Annotated in this window: 25 protein-coding genes; 23 read left to right on the top strand and 2 right to left on the bottom strand. The window is 34.7% G+C overall.

Going from position 1 to position 23,148, the window contains the following annotated elements; all coding sequences use genetic code 11:
* The first annotated feature begins 323 nt into the window (after positions 1–323).
* Positions 324–791, top strand: coding sequence for a hypothetical protein (locus J6L95_RS06050; protein ID WP_287458482.1), 468 nt, complete (start codon positions 324–326; stop codon positions 789–791).
* Between the two features lie 33 nt (positions 792–824).
* Here J6L95_RS06050 and J6L95_RS06045 read toward each other — a convergent pair whose 3' ends face one another.
* Positions 825–1,598: an SDR family oxidoreductase gene (locus J6L95_RS06045; protein ID WP_029071321.1), complete on the bottom strand. Its 774-nt coding sequence runs from the start codon at positions 1,596–1,598 to the stop codon at positions 825–827.
* Between the two features lie 138 nt (positions 1,599–1,736).
* Here J6L95_RS06045 and J6L95_RS06040 point away from each other — a divergent pair, with 138 nt between their 5' ends.
* Positions 1,737–2,399 carry a Crp/Fnr family transcriptional regulator gene (locus J6L95_RS06040; protein ID WP_287458481.1) on the top strand — a complete coding sequence of 221 codons (663 nt, stop codon included), beginning with the start codon at positions 1,737–1,739 and terminating at the stop codon, positions 2,397–2,399.
* On the opposite strand, the gene J6L95_RS06035 is transcribed toward J6L95_RS06040, so the two are convergent.
* Entirely contained in the window at positions 2,394–2,738 is a 345-nt protein-coding gene (locus J6L95_RS06035; protein WP_287458480.1) for a hypothetical protein, read from the bottom strand. The genes J6L95_RS06040 and J6L95_RS06035 overlap by 6 nt on opposite strands.
* A 278-nt stretch (positions 2,739–3,016) precedes the next feature.
* Between J6L95_RS06035 and murI the strand changes: the two genes are divergently transcribed.
* From murI to J6L95_RS05930, 21 genes are all read left to right on the top strand, one after another.
* Entirely contained in the window at positions 3,017–3,784 is a 768-nt protein-coding gene (gene murI / locus J6L95_RS06030; RefSeq protein ID WP_081345340.1) for a glutamate racemase, read from the top strand.
* Positions 3,784–4,692, top strand: coding sequence for a LysR family transcriptional regulator (locus J6L95_RS06025; protein WP_074624194.1), 909 nt, complete (start codon positions 3,784–3,786; stop codon positions 4,690–4,692). The genes murI and J6L95_RS06025 overlap by 1 nt, the downstream gene beginning before the upstream one ends.
* A 92-nt stretch (positions 4,693–4,784) precedes the next feature.
* Complete coding sequence (locus J6L95_RS06020) at positions 4,785–6,422, top strand: diguanylate cyclase (RefSeq protein ID WP_287458479.1); 1,638 nt, start codon at positions 4,785–4,787, stop codon at positions 6,420–6,422.
* A 156-nt stretch (positions 6,423–6,578) separates the two neighbouring features.
* On the top strand, positions 6,579–7,664 hold the full coding sequence (locus tag J6L95_RS06015) for a S1C family serine protease (protein ID WP_287458478.1): 1,086 nt from the start codon (positions 6,579–6,581) through the stop codon (positions 7,662–7,664).
* Positions 7,665–7,810: 146 nt separating this feature from the next.
* Positions 7,811–8,203, top strand: a complete 393-nt coding sequence (locus tag J6L95_RS06010; RefSeq protein ID WP_029070429.1) for a hypothetical protein — start codon at positions 7,811–7,813, stop codon at positions 8,201–8,203.
* A 2-nt stretch (positions 8,204–8,205) separates the two neighbouring features.
* On the top strand, positions 8,206–9,042 hold the full coding sequence (locus J6L95_RS06005; RefSeq protein ID WP_287458477.1) for a DUF5685 family protein: 837 nt from the start codon (positions 8,206–8,208) through the stop codon (positions 9,040–9,042).
* Positions 9,029–9,628, top strand: a complete 600-nt coding sequence (locus J6L95_RS06000; protein ID WP_029070431.1) for a J domain-containing protein — start codon at positions 9,029–9,031, stop codon at positions 9,626–9,628. The genes J6L95_RS06005 and J6L95_RS06000 overlap by 14 nt, the downstream gene beginning before the upstream one ends.
* 21 nt (positions 9,629–9,649) lie before the next feature.
* Entirely contained in the window at positions 9,650–11,359 is a 1,710-nt protein-coding gene (gene dnaK, locus J6L95_RS05995) for a molecular chaperone DnaK (protein WP_287458476.1), read from the top strand.
* A 105-nt stretch (positions 11,360–11,464) separates the two neighbouring features.
* The gene (locus J6L95_RS05990; RefSeq protein ID WP_287458475.1) at positions 11,465–12,379 is read left to right on the top strand and encodes a prepilin-type N-terminal cleavage/methylation domain-containing protein; all 915 of its coding nucleotides are present in this window, start codon (positions 11,465–11,467) and stop codon (positions 12,377–12,379) included.
* A 5-nt stretch (positions 12,380–12,384) separates the two neighbouring features.
* Positions 12,385–13,143 carry a prepilin peptidase gene (locus tag J6L95_RS05985; protein WP_287458474.1) on the top strand — a complete coding sequence of 253 codons (759 nt, stop codon included), beginning with the start codon at positions 12,385–12,387 and terminating at the stop codon, positions 13,141–13,143.
* 12 nt (positions 13,144–13,155) lie between these two features.
* Positions 13,156–13,350, top strand: coding sequence for a hypothetical protein (locus J6L95_RS05980; protein ID WP_287458473.1), 195 nt, complete (start codon positions 13,156–13,158; stop codon positions 13,348–13,350).
* A gap of 115 nt (positions 13,351–13,465) precedes the next feature.
* A complete protein-coding gene (locus J6L95_RS05975) occupies positions 13,466–14,653 on the top strand; it encodes a type II secretion system F family protein (protein WP_287458472.1) in 1,188 nt (395 codons plus the stop codon).
* Between the two features lie 9 nt (positions 14,654–14,662).
* Positions 14,663–15,565: a type IV pilus biogenesis protein PilM gene (gene pilM, locus J6L95_RS05970; protein ID WP_287458471.1), complete on the top strand. Its 903-nt coding sequence runs from the start codon at positions 14,663–14,665 to the stop codon at positions 15,563–15,565.
* A gap of 3 nt (positions 15,566–15,568) precedes the next feature.
* A complete protein-coding gene (locus J6L95_RS05965) occupies positions 15,569–16,231 on the top strand; it encodes a PilN domain-containing protein (protein WP_287458470.1) in 663 nt (220 codons plus the stop codon).
* Position 16,232: 1 nt separating this feature from the next.
* The gene (locus J6L95_RS05960; protein ID WP_287458469.1) at positions 16,233–16,826 is read left to right on the top strand and encodes a type II secretion system protein M; all 594 of its coding nucleotides are present in this window, start codon (positions 16,233–16,235) and stop codon (positions 16,824–16,826) included.
* Positions 16,827–16,847: 21 nt separating this feature from the next.
* Positions 16,848–17,372 (top strand): hypothetical protein, encoded by a 525-nt coding sequence (locus tag J6L95_RS05955; RefSeq protein ID WP_287458468.1) that lies wholly within the window; start codon positions 16,848–16,850, stop codon positions 17,370–17,372.
* A gap of 6 nt (positions 17,373–17,378) precedes the next feature.
* Positions 17,379–19,055 carry a GspE/PulE family protein gene (locus tag J6L95_RS05950; RefSeq protein ID WP_287458467.1) on the top strand — a complete coding sequence of 559 codons (1,677 nt, stop codon included), beginning with the start codon at positions 17,379–17,381 and terminating at the stop codon, positions 19,053–19,055.
* A 4-nt stretch (positions 19,056–19,059) separates the two neighbouring features.
* On the top strand, positions 19,060–20,103 hold the full coding sequence (locus J6L95_RS05945) for a type IV pilus twitching motility protein PilT (RefSeq protein WP_287458466.1): 1,044 nt from the start codon (positions 19,060–19,062) through the stop codon (positions 20,101–20,103).
* Between the two features lie 129 nt (positions 20,104–20,232).
* The gene (locus J6L95_RS05940; protein WP_029070446.1) at positions 20,233–20,454 is read left to right on the top strand and encodes a DUF6465 family protein; all 222 of its coding nucleotides are present in this window, start codon (positions 20,233–20,235) and stop codon (positions 20,452–20,454) included.
* A gap of 156 nt (positions 20,455–20,610) precedes the next feature.
* Positions 20,611–21,882: an O-acetylhomoserine aminocarboxypropyltransferase/cysteine synthase family protein gene (locus J6L95_RS05935; protein ID WP_287458465.1), complete on the top strand. Its 1,272-nt coding sequence runs from the start codon at positions 20,611–20,613 to the stop codon at positions 21,880–21,882.
* A 101-nt stretch (positions 21,883–21,983) separates the two neighbouring features.
* Positions 21,984–22,976, top strand: a complete 993-nt coding sequence (locus J6L95_RS05930) for a C39 family peptidase (RefSeq protein ID WP_287458464.1) — start codon at positions 21,984–21,986, stop codon at positions 22,974–22,976.
* Positions 22,977–23,148 lie beyond the last annotated feature (172 nt).

Raw genomic sequence — 23,148 nt, 5'->3', positions numbered from 1 at the left:
TTTGCATAACTATATTCATAGTATTGCTAGAAGGCCAGGGCCTTTTGTGTACACAAATATTCAGTTTTCAATATACTTCTAAAATAATATGGTTCAATAACAGATGATTAGTATGAAATCGCAACTGTTATTTAATGAGATTAGCCAAGGAACAAAGATAATGTGATAAAACTTCAATTTTTACTTGAATTCCTTATAGTTGGCTTTCTTTATAGTTATATTTTAACATAATCGATAAGAAAACACTTACATTACGAGGATGATCAAAAAAGTTTTATTTTGATATTTGGATGATGTTATAATGCAGTTAAGGAGGAATTTCTATGTTTGTACCTATAATAAGAAAAGTATCTCAAGACGAATTTGAACAGGCGTTCATGTTGGGAGGATATCTTTCAAAAAGGGACCATCTTAAGACGAGAAAAGGTTTTCTATTAAAAAGAAGAAGACTGCTGAAAACATCACGTCAGATTTCTTCTTTATTAAAAAAGCTAGATATGCCTAATGATACAATGGAGATGGATTCATTGTTAAAATGTGATCTTTCTCGTGGCTATATCGTAGAATCAAGTTATTATGCTCATAGTATAATAAGAGAACTGATGTATCATCATAACAGCTATTCACATAAGAAATGGCAACATAAGCTCTTTTATGCATTTAAGGACAATCCAGCCTATGCAGGTGCATTTGTCAGCAATATTGAGGATATGTATAAAAGACATCATACATCTACCATGGAGATGATGAGTGAAGCTTATTATGATACTTATAAAGAAAAACTAAAATAAAAAACTCCTTACACACGTAAGGAGCTTTTTTTATTACATTGCTGTATAACCACCATCTACAGGTAAGTTAACACCAGTGACATATGAAGAAGCAGGGGAAGCTAAGAAAATAGCAGCACTATCCAATTCTCCTTCATTTCCGTATCTTTCAAGAGGAATCATTGTCTTCGCATTCTGCTGGAAGAAATCACTATTTAATGTATCTACAGTTAAGTCAGTGTAGAAATATCCAGGACAGATTGAATTGACAGTAATATTATATTTTCCCCATTCAGAAGCAAGTGCTCTTGTCAAATTGACAACGCCACCTTTAGCAGCATGATATGGAGAAGAGCCAGCAATCTTATTGCCGACAAGACCATACATTGAAGCGATGTTGATGATTCGACCATATTTAGCTGGAATCATTGCCTGTTTAGCAACAGCTCTAGCAACCTTGAATGAACCAAATAAATCAATGTTCATTTCATTGGCAAACTGTTCATCAGTAATGTCTTCAGCAGGAGCAACAGCACCTGTACCAGCATTGTTTACAAGAATATCAATTCTTCCAAAATGATCCAAAACTTCCTTGACAGCTTCATTGACACGATCAGTATCAGTGATATCACACTGAACACCGATGGCGTCTACGCCATATGTCTTTTTGATTTCTTCAGCAACAGCATCGATTCTTTCTTTTCTTCTTGCTAAAGCAACAATGTTTGCACCCTGAGATGCAAGAGCTTTCGCCATCTGAACGCCTAGTCCTGCAGAACATCCAGTGACAAGAGCCACCTGGCCCTTAAGATCAAAATAATTAGTCATTTTTTAACTCCTTTCAAAAACTCTTATAAATTTATTATAGCGTTTTAATTTTTTGTAGACAAATGATTTGCAAAAAATTCTTTTAATATGATTTATCATATAGGTTATGATACACTATAAAAATAAGGAGTGAAGTGAATGAATATAATAGATGAAATGCATCACTTTGATCTGTTTTCTTCATTAGAAGATCATCAGATTGAAGAGATTCTTTCTTTATTATCAGGAAGAATAGAATGCTATGAGAAAAATGAAATAGTCTTTAATCAAGGAGAAACAATCCATGAGATTGGACTTGTATTAGAAGGGGAACTCATTGGAATCAGTTATGATTTACTTGGACACTCCAATATTTATGCTCATATTGATACCTATGATTATTTTGGAGAATCTTATGCTTTAATACATCATGATTTAAAGTTGGATGTGATGGCAGTCACAAAGACAAGAGTGCTGTTTCTTGATGGTAATAAGATCATGGATGTTCACTATCCTGCCTTTATAAAGAATCTTATGCATCTTCTTGCCAGCAAGAATGTGGCATTATCCAATAAAATCAATACAATTGCACCTAAGAGCATGAGAGAGCGTCTCATGAACTATTTATATATGCAAATAAGAATATATGATAGCTTTGTCTTTGATATTCCTTTCAACCGTCAGCAGTTGGCTGATTATCTACTTGTAGATAGATCATCCTTATCCCATGAACTATCACTTATGAAACAGGAAGGATTGCTTGATTTTAAAAAGAATCATTTCATCATTTATAAAGATGCTTTCTTTAAGACATCTTTATAATTCATCGTTGGTGAATCGTTCTCTAAAATCCTTGTTTTCATAATTATATATTTTATCTTCTTCAAGATATCTTTTATATAAGTTGTTATAAATAATTTCTCCATCTTCAAATTCAGTAATAAAATACTCTTTAATGGAATTAAAGGGTAAATGAAATCCATATTTCTTGCACAAGTCAATACAGTAATTCATCCCTTCAAACAAGACGACAACTGATTTTTCGTCTTCTTCATCTCCAATAACTTCATAAACATAATCTTCAAAGTATTCATCATATAACCGACTTATGAAATATTTGAAATCCTTTTTTTCTATTGTTATTAATGATTGATTATTCATATCTATCTCCATTTTATTATATAGGGTTATGAAATAATCATATAATATTAATCTAACGATATCAATAAATCCTCAATTGTAAACCTTTTTTATCATAGATGCATTAAATGAATATAGATTTCGTTGTTAATTTTTATCATGTGCATGCCTGGTATTTGAGACTTGGTAGTTTCCATTTGTCTTTCATGAAATTATGATAAACTATCATTGCGCATTTTTCTATGTAAGAGATTGATTTTTATCTTTTAAATGATTATGATTAATAATCAGGAGGTAGAATGATGAAGAGAGATTTAGAGAACTATATAGGAGTGTTTGATTCAGGAGTTGGAGGAATCAGCGTACTAAAGGAACTGACTCGTCGTTTACCGGAAGAAAACTTTTATTTTATTGGGGATTCAGCACATGCTCCTTATGGACAAAAGAGCATCAAGGAAGTGCAGGATCGTACAATAGAAATGATCAATAAGCTTGTATTGAGAGGTGTGAAGGCTGTTGTGATTGCATGTAATACAGCTACAAGTGCCGCTATTGATCTATTGCGCAATGTCTATCCAGAGATTCCTATTATCGGGGTAGAACCAGCATTAAAGCCAGCAGTTGAGTCTCATCATCATGTCTTGGTGATGGCGACTGATAATACTTTGAAACTTGATAAATTCCATGAGCTAGCACGTACATACGGCAGCAATGCGACTATTATTCCATGTGTATGTAATGGGTTAGCTGATATCTTAGAAGCAGGACATCTCGATGATGATGTCGTTGACAATTACCTAAAAGAAAAGCTTGAGGTTCATGTCGGACATGTAGATAGCGTTGTTTTAGGGTGTACTCATTATCCTCATGTTAAAAAGAATATTCTTAATATATTAGGAGATATTCCTTGTTATGATGGAGGAGAAGGAACGAGCAGACAGCTAGAAAGAAAGCTAAAAGAATTTAATCTTCTTAATACTGATGAAAAGAAGGGTGATCTTATTTTTGCATCTACTCGGGATACAGAAGAAGAATTATCATTATATGAGAGGATTTATAAAGCTTAATGACACTTCAACAATTAAAGTATGTCCTTCAGGTTGCTAAAGATGGATCAATTAATGAAGCGGCCAAGAATCTTTTCATTTCCCAGCCAAGCTTATCTAATGCGATTAAGGATATTGAAGAGGAACTTGAATTATCATTGTTTCATCGTACAAACAAGGGCATCACAGTCACCAATGATGGGGAAGCTTTCTTAGGCTATGCACGAGCAGTAGTAGAGCAGTATGCATTATTAGAAGAGCGTTACCTTGATAAAAAGAATACACAGATTAGTTTTTCTGTTTCCACTCAGCATTATTCTTTTGCGATTAATGCGTTCGTAGAACTTCTTGAAGAAGTTGGCTATGATACATACAGCTTTTCTATTGAAGAAACTAAGACAAATGAAATTATTGAGAATGTAAAGAATATGAAAAGTGAAGTAGGAATTCTTTACATGAATGACTTCAACCATGATGTCATCTCCAAGATTCTTCATGAATCCAAGCTTGTATTCCATTCACTATTTGTAGCTAAGCCTCATGTCTTTATGAGCATGAAGCATCCACTAGCACATAGAAAATCAGTAAAGCTTGAAGAACTTGATGATTATCCATATTTATCTTATCTTCAGGGAGAAACAAATTCTTTCTATTTTATGGAAGAAATACAATCAACATATCCTCATACAAAGTCAATTAAGGTATCCGATCGTGGTACATTGTTCAATCTGATGATTGGACTTCAGGGATATACTATCTCCACTGGTATTGTCTTTAATGAACTTAACCCAGAGATTACAGCTATTCCACTTGAAATTGATGATTATATTGAAGTAGGATACATTCTCCATAAGAAGTCATTTGTAACGCCATTGGCTCAAAAATATCTTGATTTACTAAAAAAATCATGTCAAAAGGTACTCGATTAACAAATCGGAGTACCTTTTTTAAAATTTTGACCTTTTTTTTACGAATTCATGTGAAGAAATGATATGATAACCTTATGGAGATGGTGATTATTATGATGTCGATTAGAAATAAAATGCTTTTATTGGTAATCACTGCATTGTTATTTGTAGAAGTGGGACTTGGTGGTATTGCATTCTATGAAATACAGAGGTTATCAGATGGGTATGTATGTAGGACTATGAATCTGCTTTGTGAGCGTAATGCTTACTATCTAGATCAGGAGCTTGAAAGAACGAGATCAGCTGTTCGTTCAGTCAAGACAATCGCTGAGCAGATTGTAGAAAATCCCAATGAAATTGAGAATGAAAATGTAAGAAATAAATTGCAATATGAGATGGTCAACACATTTAATAAGATCATTGGTGATAGTGATATTATACGTAGCTATTATTTTCGTTATGCTAGAGCAAACATAAAGGATGAAGGATTTTATCATACCAGAGATTCTTTGCGTAAGAGTTTTTCTAATGTATCTTATAGAACTATGAATGATGAAGGCAAAAATGATGAACAGTTTCAATGGTATTATCAGATATTGTCTATGAAGAATGATACCTGGATTGAGCCACATAAGAACATAGTGGTTAATAAGCAGGTCATAAGTTATGCTTCACCTTTCTTTGTCGAAGGTGAAATGATTGGTGTTGTTGGTGTTGATTTAGACTTCAATGATTTTATTCATCCTGTAAGAAATATTCAGGTCTATGATAAAGGATATGCATTCTTAAGTGATGGTAAAGAGAAGATGTATTGGCATTATCTTTATCCTTATGGGACAAATTATCATTTTAAGATGTATGATACCTTAAAGGAGGATTTAACAACCAGTACATCACAAGATCGCATGCTTCACTATAGGTTTAATGATGAAGATCATGCGCTCGTCTTTGTGACTTTATCTAATGGAATGAAACTGTTCCTTACTGATGAGACAGAGGATCTATTTAAGGATCGAAATCTTTCTATTAAATCATTGATTGTGATTTGTGTGATTATTGCGATTGTCTTCAGCATTGTTCCTTTCTGGATTGAAAGACGTTATGTTAAGCCTATTGAAGATATTATCAAATCTTCTCATAAGCTTGCAGAAGGGGATTATGATGTTCATATTAAGTGTAAATCAAAAGATGAAATGGGGTTACTTGCGGAAAGTTTCAATATGACTGCTAAGCAGTTGAAGATCTATTTTAACAGATTGGAAAATCGTGCCTATCGTGATGAATTGACGGGTGTGAAAAATCATGCGGCTTATTCGGAAAAGAAGAATGAGCTTGAAATACAGATCAAAGAAGATAATGCAGAATTTGCGATTGTGCTTGTGGATATGAATAACTTGAAGATAATTAATGATAACTATGGTCATTATCGAGGCGATGAAGCAATCAAGAATGCCTGTCATTTTATTTGTGAACTTTATGATCATTCACCGGTTTATCGTATTGGTGGAGATGAATTTGTGGTTATTATTGAAAACAGTGATTACAGGAATAGAGATGAACTGTTTAAAAAGGCAAGAGAAAAAGCGAGCATCAGATATTCTCTTGAACCATGGACTGAAGTATCTATCGCTTCAGGAATGGGTATCTATAAGAAGGGAGATACGTTCCTGAATGTCTTTGCTAGAGCGGACTTTGAAATGTATCGCAATAAGCAGGAGAACAAAAAGAGAATGCGAGAAGACTTCTTCTAGACGAAAATGGGAAATGAAAATTTTCCCATTTTTTTAAATTGTGTTATGATATGTTTAGGTTAAAGGTATATCCTTCTAACATTTTTTCACATATTTCATACATAATATAAGATTAATTGATTCTTATACTATGTGTATAAAGAAAGGAAGAAACGTATGGAAAATAGAAATCAGAACAATTCTTTTGAAAATAGTCAAAGTATGCATTCTTCTGAGAATAGCAATATGCAATCAAATCAAGCACAAAGTCAGTCTCGTCCACTTAATCAGGCGGGATCATACAACGGGCAAAGAATGAATTATCAGAATAATGGTTATCAGTATAACAATCAGAGAGCTTATCAAAATGCCAATCAGCAAAGAGCTTACCAGCATGCCAATCAGCAAAGAGCTTATCAGCAAGGACCATCTCAGAATGGCCAGTCAGGAATGCCTCCTTACAATAAGCAGAGTGTTTTCTCACAGACCTTTATAAAATTGTTTATTGTTTTAGTACTTGCTTTTGCAGGAGGAATTGGTGGAGCATATGTCTACACGAATTACTTAGGAAACACTATTACAAGTGTTGATCCTTCTACTACAACAACGACATCTACCAATGCGACAGAAGTTGCTAAAAAGATGTCAGCAAGTGTTGTTGCAATTACAACAGAGAAGATGAGCACTTATAACTATGGATATGGTAATGAAGTATCAAGTGGTGCTGGTTCAGGTGTTATCTATACAAAAGATGGATATATTGTGACTTGTGCCCATGTTGTAGATGGTGCTTCAAAGATCGTAGTAACAACTTCAGATCAGCAGCAGTATTCAGCAACTTTAATTGGTTCAGATAGTTCACAGGATATTGCCGTATTAAAAATTGATGCGACTGATTTAACTCCTGCTACATTTGCGGATAGTTCAAAGATTGCCCAGGGTTCTACTACTTATGCCGTAGGTAACCCAGAAGGACGTCTAAGCAACTCTATTACTTCAGGTATCATTTCTGCTACTTCTCGTTCTATTGAAGTGGCAACTGGATCAAATTCTAATTCTATGTATCAAAATACAATCAAGCTAACAGTTATCCAGACTGATGCCGCTGTTTCACCAGGTAACTCAGGTGGAGGATTATTTGATGCAAAAGGAAATTTAATTGGACTTGTCAGTGCAAAATCTGTACAGAGTGGCTCAGAAGGACTTGCATTTGCGATTCATTCGAATACTGTAAAGACTATTGCTCAGAAATTAATGAAATAAAGAAGTCTCCTAAAGTGAAAGCTTTAGGAGCTTTTTATTGTAAAATTCTATGTTTACGTTTTCATTGAAAAACATTATACTTAAACTATGAGTTCATTTGAGATTCACAAAGGATACTTATAATTCAATTAAAAGGAGCGAGAATTATGAGAGAAAAACTTATGCGTTTTATGATGGGAAGATATGGAACAGATACGCTTAATACACATATTATGTTCTTTGTTTTATTCTTGATCGTCATTAATATATTTGTACATTCATATGTTATTTCACTCTTATCATATGCACTGTTGATTTTAGAAATATATCGTAGTTTCTCTAAGAATATCTATAAACGATATAGTGAGAATGAAGCTTACATGAAAATGATTGCACCTATTTCTCGTACGGTTACTCTTTATAAGAAAAGATTAAGTGATCGTGATCATCGCTATTATCGTTGTCCACAGTGTCATCAGCTTGTCCGTATCCCTAGAGGTCGTGGAAAGGTTGAAGTGGTATGTCCAAAGTGTCATACACATTTTGATAAGAGAAGTTAATTATGTTTGGTTATATTGTCTTAAATGATAAGATTTCTGCTAGTCAAAAAGAACAGTATCGTTCTTTTTATTGTGGTCTTTGTGATTGTCTTAAAAATGATTATGGACATAAAGTCACAATGTTTCATTCTAATGATATGACGTTTTTAAGTATAATATTGGCTGGCTTATATGAACCTGATCTGTTTCATGATGAGTTGACTTGTGTGATGCATCCTTTAAAGAAACATAAGCAGGTAAGACATCAGTATGATCATTATGTAGCAGATATGAGCATTGTGCTTGCCTATTATAAGGCACTTGATGATGTTCATGATGAAAATCGTCATCATCGTCAGTTGAAAATATTGACTAAGCCTTTTTTAAAAGTGAAAGAGAAATATCCTTTAAAGATTAAGCGTATTGAGAAGGCTTTAAATCATATCAACGAATTAGAAAAAGAGGGCTGCACGAATCTTGATCAGATGTGCAATGCTTTTAGTGTAGTAATGGGAGAAATCTTTGCCTATGATGATGACATATGGAAAGATGATCTTTATATTCTAGGAGCGAATCTTGGTAAGTTTATTTATTTGATGGATGCTTATGATGATATTGAAGATGATATCAAGAAGAAGACTTATAATCCTTTTAAGGAGAACTATCACCAGGATCAGTTTGATGAATATGTAGAATCTTTATTGAATCTATTTATAAGTGAAGCCACAATGGCTTTTGAAAGACTGCCCATTTTATTAAATGGGGACATTTTAAGAAATGTTCTTTATTCTGGGGTCTGGTCTCGATTTGAAAGTGTTAAGAATAAAAGAAAGAAAGGTAATATGAATGAATCCGTATGATATTTTAGGAGTCCCATCTTCTGCTAGTGATGATGAGGTAAAGAAGGCTTATCGCAGTCTTTCTAAGAAGTATCATCCTGATGCTAATATTGGAAATCCTCATCAGGAAGAATATACAGAAAAATTTAAGCAGGTACAGACTGCCTATAAAACGATTATGGATGATCGTAAACGTGGATTTACAAATCGTACGTATACGAATCAGTCGCAAAGCTATGATAGCAGCTATTCTTCATCGTTTACAGGAACTGATGAAGAAGCATATAGAGAAGCAGCTGGCTTTATTCAGGCCCAGAGATTTAGTGAAGCGATGGGTGTCTTAAATGGTATCAGAAACAGAACGGATGTGTGGTTCTATTATGCGGCTATATGTGAGCAGGGATTAGGTAATCCAATTGCAGCACAGGAGTATGCTTCAACAGCATATAATATGAATCCAATGAATCTGCAGTATCTGATTCTTCTTCAGCAATTGACAGGTGGTCAAAGGGCATATACTACAACCTCACAGGGTTATGGAAGAACAATGTCACCATTTTCATGTTGCTACGCACTGATGTGTTTAAGATGTCTTGGATGCTGTTAAAAAGAAAGGAGATTGTCATTAATGGGAAAAGTCATAGGAATTGATTTGGGGACAACCAATAGCTGTATGGCGATTTCAGAAAATGGCCATACAACCATTATTCCTAATAGTGAAGGGATGAAGACAACCCCTTCAGTAGTGGCGTTTAATAAAGATGGAGAGCGTCTTGTTGGTGAATTGGCAAAGCGACAGCTTTCGATGAATCCACATAATACCATCATGTCCATTAAGAGATTGATGGGAACTGATCAAAAAGTAACGCTTAACAACAATCATTATACGCCTCAGGAGATTTCAGCTATGATTCTTCAGAAGCTTAAGATGGATGCTCAGCATTATCTTAATGAAGAAGTAACACAGGCAATCATTACAGTTCCGGCTTACTTTAATGATGATCAGCGTCAAGCTACAAAGGATGCAGGACGTATTGCAGGACTTGATGTTATTCGTATAATAAATGAACCGACTTCAGCTGCTTTGACTTATGGACTTGAAAATCATTTTGGTCAGAAAGTGATGGTCTTTGATTTAGGAGGAGGTACATTTGATGTTTCTATTATTGAAATAGGAGCAGGGGTTATTGAAGTTTTATCTACAAGTGGTGATAATCATCTTGGTGGAGATGATTTTGATGAAGCGTTAGCTACATTTATCTTTGAAGATTTTCTATTGAAAGAACATGTGGATTTAAGAAAAGATCTTGTAGCAAAAAGAAGAGTGCTTGAAGCAGCAGAGAAAGCAAAGATTGATCTGTCTACTATGTCTTCAACAACAATCTCATTGCCATTTATCTATCAGGATAGACTGGGAGTAAAGAATCTAGAAATGACAATTGATCGAGCTGTCTTTGAAACATTGACACAAGAACTTGTAGAACGCTGTGTCCTTCCTATGCAGCATGCATTAAATGATGCAAGACTCACACCAAGTGATCTCGACAAATGCATTATGGTCGGAGGAGCTTCACGTATACCATCAGTCATAAGGAGAGTAGCACAAGTCATTGGGAAAGAACCATCCCATTCTTTAAATCCTGATGAATGTGTCGCTAAAGGCGCTGCAATCCAGGCAGCCAAACTCTCGCGACAGATTGTGCTTTCAAGCACAGGAACTTCAACGGATCTTCTTTTATTAGATGTAACGCCGTTGACATTATCAATAGAAACAGTAGGAGGAGTGGCTACGCCACTAATTACTCGTAATACCACTATTCCAACAACTTACTCGCAGATTTTTACTACAAGTACCAATTTCCAAAGACAAGTAGAAATCAACGTACTGCAGGGAGAAAGACCGCTTGCTAAAGATAATAAGTCATTAGGAAAGTTTAAATTAAAACATATCAAACCTGCATTAAGAGGAGTCCCTCAGATAGAAGTTACGTTTGATATTGATGCAAACGGTATTGTTAATGTAAGTGCAAAAGATCTTTCTACGGGACATGCACAATCCATTATTATTGAATCTTCATCACATATGAGTAAAGAAGAAATAGAAAAAGCAATGGAAGAAGCAAAGAAATATGAAAAAGATGATGCTAGTAAGAAAGAGAGAATTCTCTTTAAGAATGAATCAGATGCCTTTCTTGCAGAAAAGCATGATCATCTCAAAAAAGAAATAAACGAATATAAAAAAGCTTTAAAAAAAGTTCAAATAGAAAAGTGTTCTGAAAGTGATTTCAAGAAGTTACGTGAACACTTAGACAAGCTAAAACATGCAGCGAATATATAGATATATTCGCTGCTTTTTGCTGTCAATAGTCATATTTATATCAAAATAAAGTGAAATTGTGATATTATGATAATGAGAGTAGGAGTGGTTTATATGGTGGAAAGAATGAAGGGTAAGAAAGGATTTACACTAATAGAAATAATTGTAGTCATTGTAATATTGGCAGTTTTAATGGCAGTGACAGTTCCTAGTGTTATGCAATATACTGTTGCCAGCAAGGATGCAAAGTATGAAGTAGGTGCGAGAGCTGTCTTTCAGAGAGTTCAATATGAATATATGAAGTTCTACATAGAGAAAGGCAGAGATCCTACGGGAAAGGGTAGAAACAGTGAATTGGTAATTCCTAGATCTAAGTTCAAAGGAGTGAATGTCAATCATATTCGTATTCATGTCACTGCTGACCATAATGTCGATGCTTTAAGTGCCACAATTTATCCAGATGGTGTAGATACTGTATCATTGCATAAAGTTGATACGAATCTTGTTACATTTACCGTTTATGATCGTATACAGTTTATTGATTGTGTAAGAGATGATGGAACCAAGCTTGATCAAGGTACATATGTTAGTGACAATAGATATCGTGTAGGTGACTATGTTACTTATAATAATAAAATCTATTTAAAGGTAGCTAAGACTGGTGATTGGGTTGTTACTGGGAAAAATATTTCTTCTGGTATTAAGATTGAAGAGAAACAAGTAAATGATACCTTATCTCCTGGCAATGCGTTAAGTGGCTGGCAGTTAATGAATCCAGCTTTTGATCCAAATTCTACATATTTAAAAGGAGATCTTGTCGTTAATCAGAACTTTGGTAGCGCTGATATCTACTGTTGTGATTTGAAATATGGCAATTTAACTGTTGATGCACTTGGTTATTCAGGAAGCAGCACACTAGAAGATGCTCGAAAATATTCATGGACAAATGTTGGAGACTATTCAAACGCCAAGAATTCCACTAAACAACAATATAAAGATTGGTTAACTAAATATTTAACAAACTCAGAAATATACGGGTGATAAAAATGATTTTAGTATATATTTATGCATTTATAGTAGGGGCATGTGTCGCTTCATTTATTAATGTTGTTATTGACAGATTGCCTAAAGGCATATCAATAAGCAAAGGAAGAAGCAGATGTGATGAATGCAAGACACAACTAAAATGGTATGATCTCATACCAATTGTAAGCTGGGTTCTTTTGAGAGGAAGATGCCGCTATTGCGGCGCAAAGATTGGCTGGCGTACGCCGCTCATTGAAATAATGGGAGGATGTATTGGCTTGATCTGCTTACATGCATTCTATTTTGATATTGTGACACCTTTTGTTTTTGTATGCTACATGATCCTTTTGGCTATTACGTTTATTGATATTGATACTATGACAATACCGGATGAACTTGTAATAGCGTTAGGAATAATGGGTATTCTTTCGATTTTTGTTGGAAATGTTCCTCTTATTGAAAAGGTGATTGGATTCTTCTGTGTCAGTCTGCCGATGCTTGGCTTATGTTACATTAAGGATGGCGCCTTTGGCGGAGGCGATATTAAACTCACAGCGGTGCTTGGTTTTCTGCTAGGCTATAAGCTTATGCTTATTGGTATATTTATTGCGATTGTGTTAGCTGGCATTTGGGCTATTTTCTTGTTGGCAACTCATAATATTAAATTGCAGGAACATATGGCATTTGGTCCGTTCATTTGTTTTGGTGCATTTATTTCTTCATTGTATGGATGGCAATTATTATTATTGTATTTGTCTTTCTTTAATCTTCATTTATAAGTTAGTGATAATATGTTTTCATCAAAGAAAGAAATTGATTATAAGAGATTAAGAAATGATCCGATTAATGAGTATGGAGCACAGATGGTCAGCTTTTCAGGATTCTTTGGCTTTCTTGATATGTGCAAGGTAGAAGATGCATCAAATGAGCAGCTTCTTGAACTTGCTAAAAAGGAACATTTTAATTTAAAAAAATACATGAAATAAAAAGTGAGGTCGATAAGATCTCACTTTTTTGCTTATATTATTTGACTAATAAGTGACTTTATATTCAAAAAAGTAATATTTGAGTTATAATTTTATATATGGAAGATGATTGAAAATGGCTGTATTTAGATATTGTGCAAAAGATATTTATTCTAAACACCACTTTGGTAAAGTGGAAGTTGATAATTATGAAGAACTTCTTAATCATTTAAGAGAAGAAGGGATGTTTTTAATTTATTCCAAAGAAGCCAAAGATGATAAGAAGAAAAAAGCTATCAAGAATGATGCAGCTTCAGATTTCTGTCGTCAGATGGGAACTATGATTCAATCAGGGATCTCACTTATTTCTGCAATGTCCATTGTTGTAAGACGTGAACATGATGCAAAACTAAAAATGATTTATCGTAATGTCTACGTTAAGCTTCAGCAAGGTTTTCCAATGAGTACAGCTTTATCCATGCAGGATGATATGTTTCCACCATTGATGATTAATATGATCAAAAGTGCAGAGGCATCAGGTAAACTTGATCAGGCATTCTTGAAATTAGCTGACCAGTTTACTAGAGATAATAGATTAAATGGGAAAATCAAATCTGCAATGACATATCCAATGATTCTATTGACTGTTACAGTTATTGTTATGATTGTAGTATTTACAGTAATCATGCCGCAGTTCTTTGAAGTCTTCCATGGATATGAGATGCCAGTAATCACAAAGATTGTATTTGGTATTTCTAGAATCATGATTGATTCATGGTACTGGATATTAATTGTTTTATTATCATTAATAGCATCAGTCAATGCATCATTGAAGGCACCTTCAATAAGATATAAATGGGATCGCTTAAAGATTAAACTGCCATTGATTGGTCATTTGATCAGTATCATTTACACAGCACGTTTTGCTCGTAGTTTAAGTTCGTTGTATACAAGTGGGGTATCAATGATTAAGTCTTTATCATTGGCAAGAAATACCATCAACAATGTCTACATTGAATCACAGTTTGAACAGGTAGCATTGGATGTACGTGCTGGACAAAATCTATCTGTGGCATTAGATAAAGTTGAAGGTTTTGATCCAAAACTTTCTGCTTCAATCTACATTGGTGAAGAATCAGGTCGTCTTGATACGATGCTCGACAGCATCAGTGATGATTTCGAATTCGAAGCAGAGATTGCGACAGACCAGATGATAACGATTCTACAGCCAGTTCTTATCATTGTGTTAGGGGCAATGATTGGACTTATTATCATATCTGTCATGTTGCCATTGTATTCACTATATGGCAGCATCGGAAATTAGGGGATGCTTATGGAAAATATTATTTTAATAAAGACACAAAGTATTGAATTTATTCAAGGGGAACGTAAAAGGGATGCGGTTAACATCGCTCATCACGCACATATTAAAATAGATGATAACGCCATTATCAATGGTGTCATTATTGATGATACAAGCATCAAGGAAGCCTTGGCTGAATTAAAGAGTCAATATGATATTGAAGAGTGTATCTTGATTCTAGATAGTAATAAGATCATCGCAAGATCATTGGTTATTCCAAAGATGTCAAAGAAAAGAATCATAGAACATCTCAAAAATGAGTTTGCGACTCTTTATGAAGGTGATGAAGAGATGCTCTATGATTATGGTTTCATTGGAGAAGATGAAGAAATAAAAAGAGCAGTGCGTATATTAGGAGTGGGGATTGAAAAAGACTTGATTACGACATATCTTAATCTATTTGAAAGTCTTGAAATAGATGTAGTCGATATTGACTTTTCAATCAATATTCTTATTAGATTAAAAGAATATTTGCCTAATATGACAGATGGTTCATTTTCTATTACAAGAGTTGATGGAAATGAAATTATTTCATCAGTATTTTCAAAGGGAAATTATGTTTTAACGACAAGAAACAGAATATTCTCTGATATCAACGATACACAAAGCTTTGGCTCAGATATTGTTAGAGCAATATCTCAGCTTCAGCAGTTTGCGAACAGTCCGAAAAATAATGCACCGTTCTCAACAGTTTATTTTTCAGGATTGAGTCCGGATATTAGTGATCTTGTCTGTGAGAGAATATCAAACATTTTAGAAATAGAAAGCATGATGCTGCCAAAAGCAAAAGGTATTTATTATGACAAGGAAAATGGGGAAGAAGTTTCCTTGAATAATTATCTTAATACTTTAGGTTATCTGATAGGGGAGTAAGGAATGGGAATCAAAAGCAAGAGAATAAATATTCTTGCGGTATACGAGGAATCGTTTAAAGATCCGCATAGATATGATAAATACAAAATAATTTTGCCAATCGCCGGTATTGTTTTTGTGGTCCTTGTTGCATCTGGAACAGCACTGTATGCGAGATTGGCAACGCAAAGTGAATTAAATGATGTAAATCGTCAGATAGGAAAGACAAAAGGGGCATTATCTGTGGCTGATAAAGAGTCCTATGAGGAAACAAAAACTTTGATTTCTGATAACCAGAAAATCACAAAGTTCAACAAGTCACTTGATGACTATGTTCCCTTTACACAAAAAATAGGAGACGATCTCTATAATCGTGCAGAAAAGTCTGATTGTCAGATTACACAGATGACATTTTCAAAAGACAACAATGCAGTAACAGTGCAGGGGACTACAACCTCAGCATTGAATGTCAATGAATATGTAGATGAGATTTCAAAGAACACGCATTATGATAAAGTGACTTTTAATGGTTATACATCTGATAACTCTCAAGAGGATACTACGCAACAAAATACAACTGATCAAAATGCAACTGAAGAAGATACAACTGGCAATCAGAATACAACACAGCCTTCTAACTACACTTATCATTATTCAGTAAGTTTTCAATTGAAAGGAGGAATGTAGAGTGAAAGAGATTTTTCAGTCTATGTCGAAACGAGAAAAGATTATGCTTTACGTTCTTCTTTGTTTCCTATTGATTATGGGAGGATGGTTTGGTCTCATTAAGCCACAGCTTGATGGCTATCAAAAAAACAAGGAAACCATTTCCAAAAGAAATGTAGAATTGACTGAACTGCAGTCTAAGCTGCAGCTTTATCAGAATGCTTCTGCACAGTTGAGCGTTCAGCAAAAAAATCATAAACAATTGACACAACGTTATTATAAAAAGACATCAAATACAAATTTGAGTAAAACAATCACAACTGAAATTCAAAACTGTCAGCTTACACCTGTTTCATTAAATATGACATCTGGACAAAAACAGACAAATGATCAGGAAGGCAGTGAACAAACAACATTGCCAAAGAATATCACATTAAGCACAGTATCTATTATCTGTGATGGTGACAGCAAATCTTATTTAAAATTTATTGACCAGATCAGAAGTCGTATCAAGAGTGCGTATATCTCTTCATTTAGTTATAGCGTAGATAATGATTCTACTTCATCTGTAAGATTTAACACTGTGCTAGAGATCTATATGTTAAATGAAGAATAGATAATAATTGAGGGTTAGTCTATGAAACTAAAGAAGATAAAGATCTATCTACTGATGTTTATTACCTTCAGCATCTTAGGATATAGCTCATTTAAGTTTTATAGGATTGTCGATAATGCATTGCACTATAACGAAAAACGCATACAGAAAAAAACAGAAAAGGTGATTAAATATGTTCACGATGAACTTATTTATACACCATATCTTACCTTCACTAATGCAAGTCCTGATAATGAACATAAGTGGCAGGCACTGTATGTAAAAAATGGAATGCTTTATAAAAACAACCATCCAGTATTTAAGAAATCTTTTTATAAGGGACATAAGCTTTCCATCTATTTTTTGGGATACATAAGATCAAAAAGTAGAATTGATTTTAAATATGAAATGGAAGGAAAGTACGATTATGCTCAAAAACAGACATTAGAATTACTTAGGTTTAAACTAAAGAATCATTTAGATATAAATCTTCCAGATTCTACTGAATCGTATAATCTGGATATCAATGAAAATCATCACAATAAGATTTATTACTATAAGGAGTAAAGAGTTATGAAGAATCTACGATTGGGAGATATGCTTGTAGAAGCAGGGTATATCACTGAAGAGCAGCTACAAGAAGCTTTACAGGCACAAAGGGCTGATCGTTCAAAGAAGATTGGTGAACACTTGATTGACCTTGGCTTTATCAAGGAAGAAGAAATGCTGGTCGTTCTTTCAAAGAAGATGGATCTGCCTTTGATTTCTCTTGAAACATATGAGATTGATAAAGAGGCAGTAGCCCTTATACCAGAAGAATTATCAAGAAAATATAATATGATTGCGATTCAGACCAAAGAAGAAAACGGCTTAATTGTTGTTACAAATGATCCATTAAACTACTATGGTATTGAAGATATTCGCTTGGTAACTGGCAAGCATATTAAATTATTCTTGGCAATGGAAAAAGATATTTCCAATGCGATTGACTATTATTATAGTGAACTCAATTCAAGTACTGCTTCTGAAGACATCAACAAGAATGCGGACTTGTATGCTTTTGAAGATGAAGAACTCTTTAATGTAGATGATGACGATTCTCCTGTAGTAAAACTTCTTAACTCTATTCTTATTAAAGGATACAGAGATAATGTATCAGATATTCACATTGAACCATTTGAAGATGAAACATTAGTTCGTACAAGAATAGATGGTATGTTACTTGACAGCATGAAGTTACAATCAAGTATTCATTCACCGCTGGTAGTACGTATCAAGATTTTATCTAACTTGGATATATCTGAACGACGTATTCCTCAGGATGGTCATATTATCACAACAATCAATGGGATTACGATGAACCTTCGTGTATCTACTATTCCTACAGTTCATGGAGAAAAGATTGTTATGCGTTATCTTAACTCCAATGCTGAAATTGATTTTGAAAACAATTATGGCATGCATGATGAGGATGCAGCCAAGATGAACAAGATGATGGAAATGCCAAATGGCATCATCTATGTAACAGGGCCTACTGGTTCAGGGAAAACAACAACATTGTATATGGTCATGAAGGCCTTAGCTAAAAGACAGGTCAATATCACAACCATTGAAGATCCAGTAGAAGAACAATTGGAACGTATTAATCAGGTACAAGTCAACAATCAGGCGGGAATGAGCTTTGAAGCTGGACTAAGAGCTATCTTAAGACAGGATCCAGATATTATCATGGTAGGTGAAACACGTGATAATGAAACAGCTGATATTTCAGTCAGAGCGGCTATTACAGGTCATCTTGTCGTTAGTACATTACATACCAACGATGCCTTATCTACAATCGTCAGACTTGAAGATATGGGCGTAGAACCATATATGATTGCCAGTTCACTAGTTGGTGTAGTGGCTCAAAGACTTATCAAGAAGGTATGTCCATACTGTGCCACACAGGAACCACCAACACCTGAAGAAGAAAAGATCTTGACTAAGAAGATTCCTTACGTCTCTCATGCTCACGGATGTAATCTATGTAATCATACAGGCTATTCAGGAAGAACAGCTATTCATGAAATTGTACTCATTGACCGTCAGGTAAAAAGAATGATTTCAGAAAAGAAATCATTGGATGATATTAAGGCCTATGTAAAGAAAACGCAGAATTATAAATCACTTTTTGAAGCCGCACAGGATCTCGTAGAAGAAGGTGTGACAACAATTGATGAACTAAAACGTATTTCTTACTATGAGGAGTAATCATATGAACGTATTGGATACACTATTAGAAAAATCAAGATTTAAAGGCTACTCTGATGTCCATATTGATGAAAAAGGACAAGTAACCATTCGTGAGAATGGTGCATTGAAACTAGTAGAAGGATATTCTCAAGAAGATACTAAGAACATGCTGGATATCCTCTGTGAAAAAGAGGATCAATCTGTTCTTAGCAAAGGTGTCGATTTAGACTTTGTCTATGTAGAAAACAGCATGCGTTATCGTGTAAACGTCTATCTTCAGCAAGAACAGCGTACAGCTGCTATTCGTGTCATCTATGAACATATCAGATCAATAGATGAACTAAAACTACCTGAAATCATGCGTACACTTACTAAAGAACCGCGTGGACTAGTGCTAGTTACAGGACCAACTGGTTCAGGTAAGTCTACAACGCTTGCTGCAATGATTGATGAAATCAATCATCATCGTCATTGTCATATCATTACGATTGAAGATCCAGTCGAATATCTTTATAAAGAAGACTTGGCTCTTATTCACCAAAGAGAATTGAATAGGGATGTAGATTCATTCAACACCGCTTTAAGAAGTGCGATGCGTGAAGACCCAGATGTTATCCTGGTAGGAGAAATGCGTGACTTTGAAACCATTCAGGCAACAATCACATTAGCTGAAACCGGGCATCTTGTCTTCTCTACATTACATACCATTGGAGCAGCCAAGACCATTGATCGTATTATCGATGTCTTCCCACAGCATCAGCAAGCGCAGGTAAGAATTCAGTTGGCAGGTGTTCTAAAAGCTGTCATCACTCAGACACTTCTGCCAATGCAAGGCGGACGTGGTCGTATTCCAGCATTTGAAGTTATGCTTGTCAATGATGCCATTGGAAACCTCATAAGAGAGAACAAGGGGCATCAGATCAACTCTATGATACAGACAGGCGCTACTCAGGGAATGATCTCCTTGAATCATTCTTTAATGACACTTGTCCAACAAGGCTATATAAGTAGGGATGAAGCATTGAAGTATGCGGATAATCCTAAAGAATTACAAGAACTCATCTGAGTTCTTGTTTTTTATTTTGATGGATAAAATTATAATAAACATAAATTTAACTATCTTTTTTTATATTTTTTGTATTTTCTTGTATAAAAAGCATAGAAAAGCTATAATGATATTGTGGAGGTGGGTAATATGAAGGTTAATGTAGAAATTCAGTATGATTTTTTCAATGTATCTAGTCAAGATATCGAAAGGTTAGTTAAAGAGGACCTTAAAGAAAAAAATGTTAAAATAAGGGATATTGAAAATCTTAACATTTATTATAAGCTAGATGAGAAAGCAATCTATTATGTTGCCACTTTAAAAGGAAAGAAGATTGTTGGCACAGGGAATACCCCACTTTATATTTATTGAGAAAGTAGTTTTAAATTTATGTTTTTCCTAATAAACATAATTTATTATGGAAAAATACGGTTTTTTTATGAGCATCGTAAAGAAGGTGCTCTTTTTTTATATTGAATGTTAATAGGATAATGTCTATAATTATTTAAAAAAGCAAGGAGAGAATTTATGAAACAAGAAACAAAATGTATACAAGCAGGCTATACGCCAAAAAATGGTGAACCAAGAATGATTCCAATCATTCAGTCTACGACTTTTAAATATGATACAAGTGAAGATATGGGTAAATTATTTGACCTAGAAGCTTCTGGTTATTTCTATACAAGATTACAGAATCCTACTAATGATTTTGTCGCTAATAAGATTGCAGCACTTGAAGGGGGAACTGCTGCCATGCTTACAAGCAGTGGTCAGGCTGCTAACTTCTTTGCGGTATTTAATATTGCCAATGCTGGTGATCATGTAATCGCTTCTACAAGCATCTATGGAGGAACTTTCAATTTGTTCAATGTCACAATGAGAAAGATGGGCATTGACTTTACTTTCATTAATCCAGATTGCAGTGAAGAAGAATTAGATGCAGCATTTAAACCAAATACAAAAGCAGTATTCGGAGAAACAATCGCTAATCCTGCCTTGACTGTATTTGATATTGAAAAATTTGCTAATGCAGCACATAAGCATGGTGTACCACTAATCATGGATAACACTTTTGCAACTCCAATCAACTGTCGTCCATTTGAATGGGGATGTGACATCGTCACTCATTCAACTACAAAATATATGGATGGACATGATGCAACAGTTGGTGGTGTCATCGTTGACCACGGTCAATTTGATTGGATGGCACACAAAGAAAAATTCCCTGGATTATGTGAACCAGATGAAAGCTACCATGGCTTAACATATGCAACTAAGTTTGGTAAAGAGGGAGCCTTCATCACAAAATGTACAAGTCAGCTTATGAGAGACTTTGGTGCAATCCAGGCACCAATGAATGCTTACTTCTTAAATCTTGGATTAGAAACATTAGCAGTCAGAGTTCCTGTTCATTGTTCAAATGCACTTAAAGTAGCACAGTTCCTAGAAAAGAATGAACATGTTTCATGGATTTCATATCCATCACTTCCATCAGATAAATATTATGATCTAGCACAAAAATACATGCCAAATGGTACTTGTGGTGTCATCGCTTTTGGTGTTAAAGGTGGAAGAGATGCTGCTGAAGCATTTATGAAAAAATTAAAAGTTGCGATGATCGCAACACATGTCGCTGATGCACATACATGCGTATTACATCCAGCATCATCTACACATCGTCAGTTGACTGATGAAGAATTAAAAGCTGGTGGAGTTATGCCAGATATGGTTCGTTTATCTGTCGGTATCGAAAACGTTGAAGATATCATTGAAGATTTAAAACAGGCATTAGAAGATTAATTGTCAAATTAATGATAAAATCCTATAATCTCTTTGAATTAGAGGATTCTCATCGTGTTTTCAATTTGCATTAAATTATTTATATGGTAAACTAAGTGGGAATGCGAAAGGATGATAAGATGACAGGAAAGAATGCACAGCGTCGCAAGTCAACTTCAAGTAGGCATAGAAATAGTAAGGGCTCATTAAGATACCCTAATGCTCGTCAAAGAAAACTTCATGCCTATTCTCAATTTCCTACTAAGCCTAAGAAAAGAAAACGTTTAAGAGTTAAACGTGTTATATCTGCTGCATTAGTTTTATTCCTTTTTATCGGAATGGGATTCTTCACAGTTTCTAAGTTCTCTAAGAAGAAAGCAGAGACTGTAACAACAGTAAAGAAAACAGAGAAGGTAAAAGCCAAGACTGTTAAGAAAAAGACTGTTCAGAAAACTTTAGAAGCAAAAGATATTACAATTGATATGTTAAAGAAGCAGGGATGCCCAAGTGAATTAATCACATATACACAAAAGTATCCTGAAATTGCTAAATTTGCATATGAGTACAAGACGAAAGCTTCTACTTTCAATGCACAAAGCATTGATATTACTGGAGAAGTCAAGAAAGGTACGATTCCTAAATTTATTCAGTGGGATCAAAGATGGGGCTATCGTACATTCAGTGCCGGATTATTTGCGCCAAGAGGATGTGGACCTACATGTATGTCCATGATCTATTCAGGATTAACAGGCAAGACTGACAAGGATCCTTACACATTAGGACAATGGGCCTTAAAGCAAGGATACTATCGTGAAGGATTAGGATCTTCCTTTAATTTCCTTATTCAAGGTGCAAGCAAGTTAGGACTAAAAGCAAGAGTTCTAAACAAGCAGCCTAAGAATATCCAATCTTACTTGCGCAGTGGCTATGTTCTCATCGCTAATGTAAAAAAAGGTGACTTTACGACAAGTGGTCATTACATTGTTATTGCAGGAATCAACACTGATGGCAAACTCATCATACATGATCCAAACAGTGTCAATAATACAAACAAACTCTGGGACGTTAATCGTGTCGCAAGACAGACAAAGGTTGTTGTTGGCTACAAGATCTAAAAGGAATACGAGAAAATGCTCGTATTCCTTTTTTATATAATGCTTACGGCTGAAAACCCATCAAGCTTTAGCTTGTGGGATGAAAGCCGACGGACTCAACTCAGCCTCGCCTAAGCGGGGCTCTTTTTGTATAATAACGTTCATGAATAAAGACTACAAACATGGACATAGA

The organism is Kandleria sp., from assembly GCF_017934775.1.
Classification (GTDB): Bacteria; Bacillota_I; Bacilli_A; order Erysipelotrichales; family Coprobacillaceae; genus Kandleria; species Kandleria vitulina.
The sequence above is the reverse complement of the archived record's forward strand: the minus strand, read 5'-3'. Positions and strand labels throughout refer to the sequence as shown.